Genomic DNA, 12,931 nt, shown 5'->3' with positions numbered 1-12,931 from the left:
TCGCTCGCGAGCTTAGGCGTCCGACCGGAATGCGCACTCCGGAACTTGTGGTCAAATCGCGGTCGTCGTCTCGTTTAGGCGGCCGGACGGATTTGGCGGCAGGAAGCGGAGCGGCGATCCTCATCCTTCGAGCTATGTTTGCGGCGAGGACAGTTCGGACAAAAATGAAAATGGATCGACCAGCTCTCCATGCTGAAGAGATGCTTCGGGCCGTGGCGATGCGCGACAGGGCCTATGAGGGCCGGTTCCTCTATGGCGTCGAAACCACGCGAATATTCTGCCGCCCATCATGCCCATCGCGCGCCGCGAAACCGGAAAATCTCCGTTTCTTCGCGGATGTTCCAGAAGCGCAGGCGGCGGGCTATCGCGCGTGCAAACGTTGCAGGCCCGAGGAACGACCTTTCGATGTCGAGAAGGCGCAGGAAATCGCCCGCCTCATTGAAAAGCGCGCGGAGGAAGCCTTACCGCTCTCCCGACTCGCAGCCGCGGTCGGCTTATCCCCGACCCATATGCAAAAGCTCTTCAAAGCGGTGTTCGGCGTCTCGCCCAAAGCATATCAGGATGGTCTGAGAGCGAGACGTTTCAAGGAGCTTCTACGAGACGGCGACGGCGTAACGGGCGCCATTTACGAGGCCGGCTATGGCTCGCCGAGCCGGGTCTACGGCGAAGGGCGGCGCAATATCGGCATGGCGCCATCGGCTTATCGAGCAGGCGGCGCCGGCGAGACGATCAGCTACGCGTGCCGGCATTGCGCGCTCGGCCAGCTCATGATGGCCGCCACCGATCGCGGCGTCTGCTTCGTCATGTTCGGCGAAAGCGAAGCGGCGCTTTTGGACGCCTTGGCCGCCGAGTTCCCAAAAGCGCGGCTGCAAAAGTCGATCGAGGCCGATGGCGAACGGTTGAGCCGGTGGATCGACGCGCTCGACGCGCATCTTTCGAGTCGTGGACCGCGCCCCGAGCTGCCACTCGATCTTCGGGGAACGGCCTTCCAGCTGCTCGTCTGGCGATTTCTGATCTGCATTCCGGAAGGGAATGTCGTCAGCTACGCCGATGTGGCGGCAGGAATAGGCAAGCCGAAAGCGCATCGCGCCGCGGCGTCGGCCTGCGCGGCCAATCGCTTGGCGGTACTGGCGCCGTGCCACCGTGTGCTTCGTGGGGACGGCGGCCTCGGCGGTTACCGGTGGGGCGTCAACCGAAAGCGAGCGCTCCTCGATATGGAGCGCGCCGGCCTTCCCGAGGCGAGAAAACGATAGGTTCGGATATCGCGAATGCCTCCTGCGGGTCCTGGTCCGGTCGGTCAGGCGGCGTCGGCACGACGCATCGGCTGTTTATATTTTGGGGAAATGTTACAGAGTCGGCTGGCCAGCCGACTGACGGCGACGGCTTGCGGGAATGGCTGCGTAAGCTTTGGTTGCGGCGCTATCGAAGAGCAGGACGGATGACGATGTCGATAGCGGCGGGCGGCACAACTCGGGTGCGCTCCGCGCTGAAAGGCAGCTTGGTCGAATCCTGCGCGGCGAACCAGTCTAAGACCGTCTGCGCGGGCTTAGGCCGCATCAGCTCGGAGACGACGTTGGTGTCGAGCAAGATGATGGCGTCGCTCATGAGATTTACGGCGGTTTGCGGATCGGCCCGCGCTCGGGAAGGTCCAACCCCACGCCGCCGATGGCGGCAAAGCGCGCGTGAATAGCTTCACCGAGATTTTCATTCGCGAATTATAGGCCTATTTTATAGTGTTAAAACAGATACCTGTTAGAAGTAGAAAAAATCGTAGCAAGGCACCAGCAAGGGGGGGCCTGCCGAGCTTCTGAATCGGCCGATATGCGGTTGTCGGTAAGAGCCAGCGGCGAGGGTTTGCCGAAAATGGCGCCACCGATTGATCGAGTCGAAGACGCCGGCGAGGCGTAAGCGGCTGCCTTGCCTTCGCGCAGACCACGTTAGGCGACACTACGAAAATGCCGGCGATCTCGGCACCCCAGACGCGCCACTCGTTGTAGTCGTTCGGCGCGACATTGAAGGTGTCTTCAAAGCTTTCCAGTGTCAGCGGCACGCCGCCCGACGCTTCTTCGCGGCCAGCGAACTGGGAGGAGCCGAATCCGGTCTTGGCCACCGACAGAATCTGGTCGGTTGCCGTCGGCCGAAAGATCAGTCCGACTTCGCCGGGGAGGCCCATCTCGTGGCCGGGCCAGACGACGCAACATGAAAGAGCCCAGAGGTCCTTGTTGGCGATGGCCGCCAGGAGGTCGGTTGGAAACGTCCCTCCCTCGCGCATGTTCGCCTGGTGGGGAAAGTGGACGATCAGCGCGCGCCGTGTCGCGCCAGCCCCTCAAGTAGCGACTGAAGGTCCATGCACGATTGCTACTGTAGGCAGGTGAAGGTCAGTCCACGCGCCTTCGCCCAGCCGTGGATGAATTGCCGAATCTCTTCGGTCCGGGCGACCGGAGGAACTTTGCCGTCGCGTATCGACACTGTAGCGCTGTGACCGAGTAGCCAGGGCGTGAGCCCCAGACGGTCGTAGCTCTCGCCAACGTCGTTGCGCCCCGGATTCAGCCATTGGACAAAAAGATCGAATTTCTCCTCGACGACATAGTCGAGGGTCTTCCGAACCGCCTCAGTGTATTGAATCGAGCAGATTACGATGCGGCAGTCTTGGTTCTCAAGGATATCGCTGGCGTAGAGTTGGCGTTCCTCCGGGGATCCGCTGATCAGGAAGACCTCGACGCCCTCCCCGCCGTGGAGGTTGAGCGTGCGTGGGTACTGGCCCGTCCGGACCGTCGCCCCAAACAAGGTGTTCCAGGTGGTTGACTTGCCGGAGTTCCGGTGGCCTAGGACGCCAACGAACAAGCGCTCTGTCATGACTGCCTCGCGGTAGGGGGCCGATAGTGACCTTCGAAACGACATGTTTCAACCCTCGGTGATCGGATCGGCGAAATTCTTAAGGTTGCCCCGACCGCGCCCGCGCAGGACCGCCAATGTCCGAAATTGACATCACCGCCCTCAAACGCCGCGGCCTCTCTTTTCTTCGACTGAGCGCCGCGGAGTGGCGCGAGCTTCAGGAAACCCGAGGACGCGGCACCAAATTCACGTCGGTCTTTCCTCACGCTACCGCCCGAGCCGGAAGGGCCAGAGCGCCTGCGATTCTGTTGATCGAAGGCGGGAAGGCAGGCGCCGGCGGGATGCTCGATCCGACTGAAGAGGTCGATCCCCAGCTCAAGCTAGCCTGGATCAAATCGATCCAGGCCGTCGCCACCTTAGAGTCGCGGGTCTCCTTCGACTACGTCCTACCGGTAGTCCCTGCAACTTTGGAGGCCCTGATCGGGGACGACGTGCCGAGCCGACACAAGGCGGCCGCTTACCGCCATCTCCGTTCAAGGAGTGCATTTGAGGAGGTGAGTCCAAAATTTGGCGAGTGGCTGTTGGGTCGGCTTGCCGGCCGCGAGGAAAACTATCGCGCCTTCCGCCGTATGATGACGCTCGTTGCACCTCCGCGCCAATTTCGTAACGGCGTAGCACTCGAACAGGACGCCCTCGGCCTCGCGTTGAAAGCGTTCGGGGTGCAAACCGCCGAGGCAACCGCCCTGGCCCTGAGCGAACGGCCGACTGCTCTCGCTGGCGCTCGTCTGCAAGAGGATGTTGTGATCGAGCACGATGCTCGCTGGATTTCCGGCTGGACGCTCGACTCCAGCGACGTCACGGGCCGTGCGGTCTTCACCCAGGGCCACGAAGAGCTTCAGGTGTTCACCGCCAACAAGCAACCACTCGAGCAGCTGTTCGGCGTCGACCTCATTTATTTGAACGAGATGCGGCGCTCCATCGTCATGGTACAATACAAAATGATGGAACCCGTGGAGCGCACGAAGCGCCAAATCGACACGGGCCTAGGAATAATCACACAAACGGACGAACCGGAATGGGTCGTGCCAATCGACGACCAGTTTCGCGAGGAGATGGCGCGGATGGCTTTGTTCGATCAACCAGACAGCCCTAGTAGATCTTATCGAATGACCCCCAGCCCGTTCTTCTTCAAGCTGGTCCGCCGATATGGCTCGACGGGGGGGGCCGGTATTCTGCTGAGTCTTCGCCATCTGCAGCATCTGATCGAGGAAGGCCAGCTCACCGGGCCGCGTGGCGGCTTACGGATACTCTACAGCGAACTCAACGGCCATTACCTCCGCAGCGAGACCTTCGTGGATCTGATCCGCTCAGGATACATCGGTTCCCACAGCGCGACCACGGATCATCTGGAGACGCTGATCACAGTCGCCCTTGCAGAGGGCCGAGGCGTGGTAGCCGCCATCCAGCGGGTTCTACCTGACCCGCGGCATTCGGATTTCGCTACGATGCCCGATGAGCACTAGACCGGCGAAACCTACATGTGGATGTCCTCGGACGCGTGCGATGGCGCCGATCCGGCAATCGGCTTCCATGATCGGTTGCCCAGCCGCCCGAGGGCTCGCGGCGATGGCCGCGTAAGCCTTCGCTGCGGCGCTGTCGAAGGGCAGGACGCGGCCCGCGAAATCCTCGGTGATCATGATGTCGATGGTGGCGGTCAGACTGTCGCGGCGCTTGCCGGCGGGAAGGATCGCCGCGCCCGTGTGCAGTTCGGCCTCGCTCACCGCGCTGAAAAACAGCTTGGTCGAGTCCTATGCGGCGAACCAGTCCAAGACCGCCTGCGCGGTTCATAGGCCGCATCAGCTCGGAGAGGGCGTTGGTGTCGAGCAGGATGACGGCCTCGTTCATGAGAACGATGGCGGTTCGCGCATCGGGCCGGGCGCGGGAAGCTCCAACTCCACGCCGGCGATAGCGGCGAAGCGGGCGTGAATAGCCTGGCCGAGATTCTTCGGCGCGATGACGCCGCCGATCGCGCGACGCAGGATTTCCCGCGCTTCTTCTTCCATGGAGCGGCCATGTTCAGCCGCGCGCATACGTAAGCGCCGCTTCAAATCGTCGTCCAGATTGCGGATTGTGATGCTTGCCACGACAGCCTCCAGCATGGCGTCGTCAGCAACATGGGCAATGATTGCGCTGCAATCAAGTTTGGCGTTGCCGGATGGATCGCGCGACGTGAATTTCGCTGGTCGCTTCACGCGGACCTTTTCTGGCCTCGCCAGCAAGGGGAACGAAGCAAAAGCTCCGTCCGCCCAACGATCCTTGATAGGGAGCATTGCGGCTGTGGCGGAATAGTCGAAATTGCACGGAGGTGTTCGGCACCGCCAGCGTCAAAGACGTCTCGTCGGCGGCGATGATATCGACTTCGAGCGCCTCTCCAGGGCGGTCTATGTCAGTGAGAGTTATTCGTCTTTCCACGACAGATGCTCCCAAAACGAATTTTTGAAAGTGATCAACGTCAATCGTGCAGCTGGCTCCTGATGGCGCAAGCGCTATGCGTATGCCGTCGCCAGCGTACCGAGACCGCGCTCGACTAATTATCCGTTCGCCGCATTCTCACGTTTTCCAACGCTTCTCGTATCATTTCGTCGACTGCGAAGCGGACATTGCTCTCGAGCGCGTCGAGCCCGTCTCTGCCGATCAGATAGAGAGCGTCGTCGACGTGCGATTCGAGGAAATAGCGGGAGATGATCGGCTGGTCGAAACCTGCGCCTCTCGATCTCGCTCTGATGCTCGCCATCGCAGCGTCACGCAGCGCGCGAGCGAACTGCTCGCGCGTGCTCAACAAAATCGTCGCCAAAGAGACGGCGTGACCCAGATGCTTCTCACGCATATTCGGAACTCTCGGTCGTTTACGGACTCGCCCCCTCTGCCGCGCCGGCGCTTCCCTTCCTCGAACCAGCGGCTACCGTTTGTAGAGTATACTCCGTAGATAAATACTCTTCAAGCTGGCTGGTTCTCGTCATGGAAATGCGAGAGACGCTGGCGCGCAATCTGAGGAAATATCGACGGGCGCAACGCCTGTCGCAGGAGGAGCTCGGCCATCGAGCCGAGCTCGACCGCACCTATATCAGCTCGATCGAACGCTGCGTCTATTCGGCGACGGTCGACGTCGTCGGGCGCCTCGCCGACGCTCTCGGAATCCCGGCGCTCGAGCTTTTGAGGCCTGCGAGCGAAAGCGCGGAGGCGAAATCGTCATCCGCGACATCGGCTGAAGGCGCCGGCACGAAGGGGCAGCCCAAGAAAAGCGCAAAGCCGTCTCGGAAAAGCGAGGGGCCGGCGCAAAGGCGCGCCACTGCTCGAAAGAAGCCGGGCCCGTAGCCAGCCGAGCGACCACGGACCCGAGCATAAGGATCACATCGGCGAGACGGCTGCTTCTGGCGACGCCAGCCGGGCGATATCCGCGAGCGCCGAGCGCAGTTCCGGCCAGGGAAATTCCGCATCTGTCGGGCTCGGCTCGCCGAGCTGAATGAGGATGGCGAGCTTGGCCGCGACACCCGGCAGACTGGCGGCTTTCGTCTTCGGGACCGACGCCACAAAATCGCGCTCCTTGCCGAGAGCGGCTCGGAGTTCGAGGTCGACGGCGTCGAAGCCGAGCGCCGCCGCCGCCTCGTCCCATCGCTTTTGCTGCTCGTCGAACGCCGCGATCAGCGCTTCTTTCTCGATCGCCGGCTCGTTCGCGACCAGCTCCTCGATCTCGTCGACCGATTGCGCGATTTTCGGCTCCTCGTCGCCGGAAAGACGGATCGTGACCTCGGGTATCCCGACCGAGTGAATGAGCTTCTTCTCGATCCGCTGCCACTGGCGCGTCAGCGCGACGACCTCAGTGTGATTGGCTTGCCAATTCCGCCAGAGCTGCAGCGCGGGGTCGGACGGCGCCCCTCCAGTCGTCTTCCCGGACGGCAAGGCGCCGGTTCCTCGTAGAATGGCGCGCCAGCTAACGGCAGGCGGAGTCGTGCTATCTTCAGAATCAGCCATGATCCAGGCTCCTCAGAAGCGTGGGTTGTGGTCAGGCCGGGCGGGATGTTCCACCATCCCGTTCGGCCGCTGCTCATGAAATTGCAGCCGGGAAAAGGTAAGCCGGCTAGAACGTTTTAGCAACGCATATTGGAAAACGCAGGCCTCCATATCTTTGCGCCGCAGAGCGGTCGGGCTGTTCGGGACGGCGCATCGATTGAGGAGGAATCGGGTCCGTTCGCCGAAAAACCCATAGCTTGCAAAGCGATAGCCGGTTGATCGGCGGCCTTGAAAAGGCCATTTCTTTTCAATGAAGTAGGAAACATTAGAACGGCTGAGCGCGCCCTGTCGTCGGCATATCCGATTCTGGAATTCAGCTTGTGAACCCGGGCTTTTCAGGTGAATTCGGAGCTTCGAGATCTGAAATGGGCTCTTGTCGCCTCGCGGCATCGAAGCCTCCGGCAAGCGGCGGAGACGCTGAACACCCGTCAATCCACCCTCAGCCGTCGATTGCACGATCTCGAATGTGAGCTCGGCGTGGACTTGTTCGAGCGCACGACGGGTGGAACGAAGCTCACCCCGGTTGGCCGGGAATTTCTGGATTTGGCGCGGCCTATCGTCGACGAGGCGGACCGTCTCTTCCTCACATTCAAGACGCGACGCAATGGCGGACGCAGGCCATTGCGAATAGGGATTTGCTCGTCGCTTTCGGCCGGCAATCTGCGGGAGACGCTCGCGGAGTTGCGCCGCCAGATCGCGGATGCGGATATTCTCCTGGTCGACGGCGCCAAGGTGGGATTGCTCGGCGAGGTCGCCGCTGGCGCGATCGACGTCGCCATACTGACCTCCGGCGGCGGAAAGTGGAACGACCGCGTTCTGCCGCTCTGGGGCGAACGGGTTGTCGTCGCCGTTCCGGAAAATCACCCGCTCAATAATCGGCCAGCGATCCAATGGCGGGAGCTTTGCGACAATCGGATATTGCTGACGCGGAGCGGCGTCGATTCCGAGCTCGAGCAATTGCTGAGCGTGAAGGCCGGCGGCTCGGGTTCTTTGCGTATCAGCTATCAGGATGTCAGCCTCGACAGGTTGCTGAGCCTCGTCGGCGCCGGCTATGGGGTCGCGCCGCTGCTCGAAGGCGCCGCCGGATTTGGCTGCCCCGGAGTGGCCCATCGCGAGCTGCATGGCGACTGTGGGCAAATGCGGCTTCAGTTCGCGGCCTATTGGAAAGAGACGAACAGCAATCCGATGCTGCAACCGTTTCTCGATCTGTTGCGCGCCCGCTATCCCGACCTTTCGGCTTCCGCGACGGGTTGAGGTTTCGTACGCGTTCGAGTCTTCGCGAAGGCTCTGTCTGTCGCGATGAAGCGCTGAAGCATCGGGACGATCAGCTTGAGCGGATCAGCGATCGTCTGCCCATTGGCTCGGCCGAGCGCATCCGCATAGGCGGCGAGATCGCGATGCAGAGAGGCGGGAATCTCGACGGTGATTTTGACCGGCTTGTCGTCGGCGAGCGGACCGAGCTTCAGTTTCGTCACGGCGCCGTCCCTTCTTTGTATGGAGCCAATAGGAGATCCCGGGTCACGAGCACGCGAACAGGAAAGCCTGGGCGAATGGTGAGAGTGGGCTGGACATTGAGCTGGCGTTGAACGAGCAGCTGCCCGGTCTGGCTCGCGCTATTGGAGCCGCCGCGACGGATCGCTTGGATGAGGCTGTTCTCGCTGTTTGTCGTTCCCGCTTCGGCGCCGATGCTGAGAAGGGTCGAGAGCGCGGCTCCCTTGAGCAGCATGTCCCAATGATTATCGACCTCGTCCTCGAGGCCGGCGTAACCCGCTGCGTCAGCGCCGAGCTGCCGCTCCAGAACGATCGAGGTTCCATTGGGCATGATGAGCCGGGTCCACGCGAGGAGCACGCGCTTTTGGCCGTAAGCGACGGAGCTGTCGTATTGGCCGATGAGCTTCGCGCCCTGAGGAATGAGCAGAAACTTTCCTGTCGGACTGTCGTAGACTGTTTCGGTCACCTGGGCGGTGATCTGTCCCGGCAAATCGGAGCGGAGGCCGGTGATGAGCGCGGCAGGGATGACAGTTCCCGCCTGGACGACGTATGGCGATGCGGATTTGGCAAGCCGATCGGGACTGACGGTTCGCCTGTCGGTCGCAGCAGTCAGAAATGCCGTCTTGCGATCCTGCATGTTCTGGGCAGACCCGGCGTCGACAGATGGCGTCGCGACGGCGCCAGCGTCGCCCGCGGCGATCATGGTCGGAGCGATCGGCGTAATCGGCCTCTCACGCTCACTCGTCTGAGCAAAGAGCCGACTCACGCGCGCGGCCTCACCTTCCTGCGCGCGGCGCTGCGCCTCGGGATCGGACGCAGATGCGCCGACGATCGACGTATTGCCGGCCGCGCCGGCATTCAGAATGGGCCGGCCGAGATCGCCCGGCAGAGGCGGTCCGAGCGGCGGCGCCGGACGTGGCATTCCTGTATAGTCCTTGGGGAGGTTCGCGAGACCGTCGGCGGCGGGACGATTCTGCGTGTTGTAGAGTTCCTGGGCCGCTCCGCTCCTGTCGCGGGGCTGCAGCGCGTAGCCCAGCGCGCCGGCGATCGCGAGGGCGGCGACGCTCGCCATGCCGATCAGCACCTTGCGCGACAGCCGCGTCACGCGCGGGCGTTCGCCTCGCAGGCGAAGGTCCGGGGTGACCGGCGGCGATGCGGCGAACCGCTCGTCATTCGAGTTCGACGTCATGACCGAGGCCTTCCGTCGGTGCGGACGATGCGCACGCGCCGTTCGCTGTCGGCGTCGCCGAGGCGCAGTTCTGCGGCGGCGAAGAGGCGATCGACGATGTAGTAATTGCGGCTGACACGATAATTCACCAGCTCCGAGCCGCCGGCCGGACCGATGACGAAGAGCGGCGGCGTCTCGCCCTGGCGAATGCCGGTCGGGAATTCGATATAGACCTTCGATCCGTCGTCGAAGGCGCGCAGCGGCCGCCAGGCCGGACTGTCGCCCTGGATCGCGTAGCGGAAATTCAGCGCGGAGACGTCGACGCCCGTCGCGATCGGCGCAGCTGACTCCGCAATGGCGTTCTGACGGCGCAGAGCGATGAGCTGGTCTTCCGGGTATTGCCAGGAGACCGAGGCCATATAGGTCTTCTCGGTCGATCGCAGCTCGAGCAGATAGGTGCGCCGATCTGTGTTGACGACGAGATTGGTGACGAGGTCCGGCCGCGTCGGTTTGACGAGGATGTGAATTTTTTTGGTCGCGCCCGCGCCGCTCTCCGTGTCGCCGATGATCCAGCGGACCGTGTCTCCCGCAGCGACCGGCCCGGAGCCGACGAGCTGTTCGCCCTCCTGCAGGGCGACGTCGGTGATCTGTCCGGGCGCAGAGTAGACCTGATAGAGCGCGCCGCCCGAAAAGGGATAGATCTGCACGGCGTTGATGAATCCATCGCGCACCGGCTGCACACGGGCGGCGGCGTTGGCCTGATTAACGCGCACGGCCGGATCGGCGGGCTCGGGCGGCGCCTTGCCGGCGTGAAGCGGTTTCAATTGCCCAGGCAAAGGAAGAGGCTTGGCGAGAGTGACGATTTTGACCGGCGCCGGCAGATCGGCGGAGAGCCGCGCCGGCGCGGCGTCATCATAATCGATATCCGGCGGAATGAATTTCGCGCATCCGGCGAGCGAAGGCGCGGAGATGAGCAGAATCGCAAAGCCGGCTTTACGGAAAGACGCATTTCCGTCTTTCCGGAACCGCAGGTTTGTGGCGATGTGCGAAGCCGGATCGCCGGCTTTCAGGAAATTCGGCCGGGTCATTGTCCGAGCTCCTTCGACCAATTGATGGCGTTGACGTAGACGCCGAGCGGATTCTTGCGGAGGCGATCGGCGTCGGTCGGCGGCTGGATGACGATGGTGAGGATCGCCGTCCATCGCGTCGTGTCGGCGAGCGCGCCATCCTGATAGCGGCGCTCGATCCAGGCGACGCGGAACGAGTCGGCAGAGGCGCGGATGACGCTGGAGACGTCGACGGCGATCTGCTGCTTGCCGAGCTTGGCGAAAGGATCATTGGCGCGTGCGTAGTCGTTGAGCGCCGCGGTGCCCGCCGTCGTCGTGAAGTCATAGGCCTGCAGCCAGCTCTGCCGGACGACGACTGGATCGGCCGGCGCGGCGCGCACATCCTTGATGAAACGGGCGAGATACCAGGCGATCTGCGGATCGGACGGCGTGTAATCGGCCGTCGCCGAAGCGACGGCGCGCGCCTCGCCGAGTTGGTCGATTTCCACGACCCACGGGACTACGGTCCCGTGCGTCGACTGCCAGACGAGGCCGCCCCCCAAGCCGCAGGACAAGAGCAGCGAGCCGACAGCCATCAGCCGCCAGTTCTTCGCCTGGACGCGCGCGGAGCCGATGCGCTCGTCCCAGGCTTGCGCGGCTCTCTGATAGGGCGTCTCCGGTTCGGGCGTGCGCCCATAGCGCACCGAGGCGCGTCGGAACATGGTCTATTCCTCTTGTGAGAGATCGACGGAATGGCCGCCGCCGTGGCTGTCGCCGGACTGAATGACATGCGCGGCGGTCGTCGCGCCGTGGCTCGCGAGCTGATTGCGCTTCATGCGCCGCGCCCAATCGGGCGGCGCATTCCCAGGCGGAGCGCCGGTTGCGCCGTCGCCGACCGCACCTGTGATTGCCGAACCGCCCGTCGCGGCGAAGGCGGCGCGAGCGCCGGCGGAATAGTTCTCGGCCAAGGAACTCGTCGCGCGAGCGGCCGCGCGGCGGAAGGGAGCCGCTGCGACAGCGCCCGCCGCGCGACCGACGCCAGCGAGCCCGGCGGCGACAGCCGAAGGCCCGGACTCGCCGGCCGAGCCGAGCGCATAAGCGGAGGCGGCCCCGCCGGCGAGCCTCGCCCCGCCGCGCGCGGTTGCCGCCGCTCCCGAGGCGGCGGCCGTCGCTCCCCTTCCGGCGAGGCCGAGCGCGGCGCCTCCGACCATTCCGGCGCCCGCGACGGCGACGCCGGTTCCGACGGCTGCGCCAGCGCCGAGCTGCGGCGCGCCGGAGACGAGGCCGGTCGCGATGCCGGGACCGAATATGCCGAGACCGAGCATGGCGAGCGCGGCCAGCACGACGGAGAGCGTCTGCTCGATCGTCGGCTGCTCGCCGCCATAGCTCGTCGTGAATTGCGAGAAGAGTCCCGAGCCGACGCCGACGATGACGGCGAGCGTCATCACTTTTACGCCCGAGGCGACGATATTGCCGAGCACCTTCTCGGCGAGAAAGGCGGTCTTGTTGAAGAGCGCGAAGGGAATGAGCACGAAACCGGCGAGCGTCGTCAGCTTGAACTCGATCAGCGTGACGAAAAGCTGCACGGAAAGGATGAAGAAGGCGATGATGATCAGCAGCCAGGAGATCATCAGCACGGCGATCTGAACGAAATTGGCGAAGAAGGACGCAAAGCCCATCATCTGGCTCGCCGCGTCGAGCAGCGGCTGGCCAGCGTCGAGGCCGATCTGGGCGAGCCGGCCGGGCCGCAGGAAATCGGCGGTCGACACAGATGAGCCGCCGGCCTTGAGGCCGACGCCGACGAAGCTATTGAAGACGATTCCCGAGAGCTTGTTGAAATTGGTGATCAGGAAAGCGAAGAAGCCGATATAGAGGGTCTTCCTCACGAGCCTCTGGATCACATCCTCGTCGGCGCCCCAGGCCCAGAACAGGCCGGCGAGCGTGACGTCGATCGCGATCAGCGTCGAGGAGAGATAGGCGACGTCGCCCTTCAGCAGGCCGAAGCCGGAATCGATATAGGTCGTGAAAGTGTTCAGGAAGGTGTCGATGACGCCGATGTTCATGGCGCGGCGCCTTTCGATGCAGCTGCGGCCGGCGCGGCCGTGGGAGGCGTCGGCCGCGCCGGCCTGCCGAAGAAGCGGCGGCGGTTCTCCGTCCAGACCGCATCACAGCGCTGGTCTTCGGCATCCTGAAGGCCAAGCGCGCCACAGCGGCGCAACTCGGCGGAAAGATCGTCTGGAGCGACGGCAAAGGCAGCGCCGGCGCCACCGATGAACGGCGCAGGCGCATCGAGATCGATCGCAAAGAGCGTCGCGATCAA

17 protein-coding genes are annotated in these 12,931 nt (G+C 63.5%); 5 read left to right on the top strand and 12 right to left on the bottom strand.

All coding sequences use genetic code 11. The features are described 5' to 3' along the window. Positions 1 to 29: 29 nt before the first annotated feature. Entirely contained in the window at positions 30 to 1,253 is a 1,224-nt protein-coding gene (ada, locus tag CQW49_RS14230; RefSeq protein WP_338065178.1) for a bifunctional DNA-binding transcriptional regulator/O6-methylguanine-DNA methyltransferase Ada, read from the top strand. A 166-nt stretch (positions 1,254 to 1,419) separates the two neighbouring features. On the opposite strand, the gene CQW49_RS25145 is transcribed toward ada, so the two are convergent. The 3 genes from CQW49_RS25145 to CQW49_RS14215 all read right to left on the bottom strand — a co-directional run bounded on the left by CQW49_RS25145 (position 1,420) and on the right by CQW49_RS14215 (position 2,856). Beyond that, the gene (locus tag CQW49_RS25145; protein ID WP_003611933.1) at positions 1,420 to 1,605 is read right to left on the bottom strand and encodes a PIN domain-containing protein; all 186 of its coding nucleotides are present in this window, start codon (positions 1,603 to 1,605) and stop codon (positions 1,420 to 1,422) included. A gap of 118 nt (positions 1,606 to 1,723) precedes the next feature. Beyond that, on the bottom strand, positions 1,724 to 2,272 hold the full coding sequence (locus CQW49_RS14220; RefSeq protein ID WP_003611934.1) for a hypothetical protein: 549 nt from the start codon (positions 2,270 to 2,272) through the stop codon (positions 1,724 to 1,726). 86 nt (positions 2,273 to 2,358) lie between these two features. Further along, positions 2,359 to 2,856 (bottom strand): P-loop NTPase family protein, encoded by a 498-nt coding sequence (locus CQW49_RS14215; RefSeq protein ID WP_003611936.1) that lies wholly within the window; start codon positions 2,854 to 2,856, stop codon positions 2,359 to 2,361. A 116-nt stretch (positions 2,857 to 2,972) separates the two neighbouring features. Here CQW49_RS14215 and CQW49_RS14210 point away from each other — a divergent pair, with 116 nt between their 5' ends. Further along, positions 2,973 to 4,358: a hypothetical protein gene (locus CQW49_RS14210; RefSeq protein ID WP_003611937.1), complete on the top strand. Its 1,386-nt coding sequence runs from the start codon at positions 2,973 to 2,975 to the stop codon at positions 4,356 to 4,358. Positions 4,359 to 4,736: 378 nt separating this feature from the next. Here the strand turns inward: CQW49_RS14210 and CQW49_RS26355 are convergent, their stop codons facing one another. After that, on the bottom strand, positions 4,737 to 5,165 hold the full coding sequence (locus tag CQW49_RS26355) for a FitA-like ribbon-helix-helix domain-containing protein (protein ID WP_420845612.1): 429 nt from the start codon (positions 5,163 to 5,165) through the stop codon (positions 4,737 to 4,739). A 411-nt stretch (positions 5,166 to 5,576) separates the two neighbouring features. On the opposite strand from CQW49_RS26355, the gene CQW49_RS26100 reads away from it, so the two are divergent. After that, positions 5,577 to 5,702, top strand: a complete 126-nt coding sequence (locus CQW49_RS26100) for a hypothetical protein (protein ID WP_274541223.1) — start codon at positions 5,577 to 5,579, stop codon at positions 5,700 to 5,702. A 151-nt stretch (positions 5,703 to 5,853) separates the two neighbouring features. Continuing rightward, positions 5,854 to 6,210 carry a helix-turn-helix domain-containing protein gene (locus CQW49_RS14190; RefSeq protein ID WP_003611946.1) on the top strand — a complete coding sequence of 119 codons (357 nt, stop codon included), beginning with the start codon at positions 5,854 to 5,856 and terminating at the stop codon, positions 6,208 to 6,210. Between the two features lie 33 nt (positions 6,211 to 6,243). On the opposite strand, the gene CQW49_RS14185 is transcribed toward CQW49_RS14190, so the two are convergent. Together CQW49_RS14185 and CQW49_RS25140 are read right to left on the bottom strand one after the other, a co-directional pair. Then, a complete protein-coding gene (locus CQW49_RS14185) occupies positions 6,244 to 6,867 on the bottom strand; it encodes a hypothetical protein (protein ID WP_003611947.1) in 624 nt (207 codons plus the stop codon). 12 nt (positions 6,868 to 6,879) lie between these two features. Next, positions 6,880 to 7,296 (bottom strand): hypothetical protein, encoded by a 417-nt coding sequence (locus CQW49_RS25140; protein ID WP_162150801.1) that lies wholly within the window; start codon positions 7,294 to 7,296, stop codon positions 6,880 to 6,882. On the opposite strand from CQW49_RS25140, the gene CQW49_RS14180 reads away from it, so the two are divergent. After that, complete coding sequence (locus tag CQW49_RS14180) at positions 7,246 to 8,160, top strand: LysR family transcriptional regulator (protein WP_040566434.1); 915 nt, start codon at positions 7,246 to 7,248, stop codon at positions 8,158 to 8,160. The two genes, CQW49_RS25140 and CQW49_RS14180, sit on opposite strands and share 51 nt — an antisense overlap. Here CQW49_RS14180 and CQW49_RS14175 read toward each other — a convergent pair. Genes CQW49_RS14175 through trbK-alt form a run of 6 tightly spaced genes read right to left on the bottom strand, consistent with a single transcriptional unit; the run spans position 8,127 to position 12,931 of the window. Then, positions 8,127 to 8,381 carry a DUF2274 domain-containing protein gene (locus CQW49_RS14175; protein WP_003611949.1) on the bottom strand — a complete coding sequence of 85 codons (255 nt, stop codon included), beginning with the start codon at positions 8,379 to 8,381 and terminating at the stop codon, positions 8,127 to 8,129. The two genes, CQW49_RS14180 and CQW49_RS14175, sit on opposite strands and share 34 nt — an antisense overlap. Then, positions 8,378 to 9,586 (bottom strand): TraB/TrbI/VirB10 family type IV secretion system protein, encoded by a 1,209-nt coding sequence (locus CQW49_RS14170; protein WP_003611950.1) that lies wholly within the window; start codon positions 9,584 to 9,586, stop codon positions 8,378 to 8,380. The genes CQW49_RS14175 and CQW49_RS14170 overlap by 4 nt, the downstream gene beginning before the upstream one ends. Next, complete coding sequence (gene trbG, locus CQW49_RS14165) at positions 9,583 to 10,653, bottom strand: P-type conjugative transfer protein TrbG (protein WP_003611951.1); 1,071 nt, start codon at positions 10,651 to 10,653, stop codon at positions 9,583 to 9,585. The genes CQW49_RS14170 and trbG overlap by 4 nt, the downstream gene beginning before the upstream one ends. Beyond that, positions 10,650 to 11,333: a conjugal transfer protein TrbF gene (gene trbF / locus CQW49_RS14160; RefSeq protein ID WP_003611952.1), complete on the bottom strand. Its 684-nt coding sequence runs from the start codon at positions 11,331 to 11,333 to the stop codon at positions 10,650 to 10,652. The genes trbG and trbF overlap by 4 nt, the downstream gene beginning before the upstream one ends. Positions 11,334 to 11,336: 3 nt before the next feature. Next, positions 11,337 to 12,674, bottom strand: a complete 1,338-nt coding sequence (gene trbL / locus CQW49_RS14155; RefSeq protein WP_024749675.1) for a P-type conjugative transfer protein TrbL — start codon at positions 12,672 to 12,674, stop codon at positions 11,337 to 11,339. Then, complete coding sequence (trbK-alt, locus tag CQW49_RS14150; protein WP_244441298.1) at positions 12,671 to 12,931, bottom strand: putative entry exclusion protein TrbK-alt; 261 nt, start codon at positions 12,929 to 12,931, stop codon at positions 12,671 to 12,673. Before trbK-alt ends, trbL begins: the two co-directional genes overlap by 4 nt.

It is taken from the genome of Methylosinus trichosporium OB3b (assembly GCF_002752655.1).
Lineage (GTDB): Bacteria > Pseudomonadota > Alphaproteobacteria > Rhizobiales > Beijerinckiaceae > Methylosinus > Methylosinus trichosporium.
This window is presented reverse-complemented; position numbering and strand designations above follow the sequence as displayed.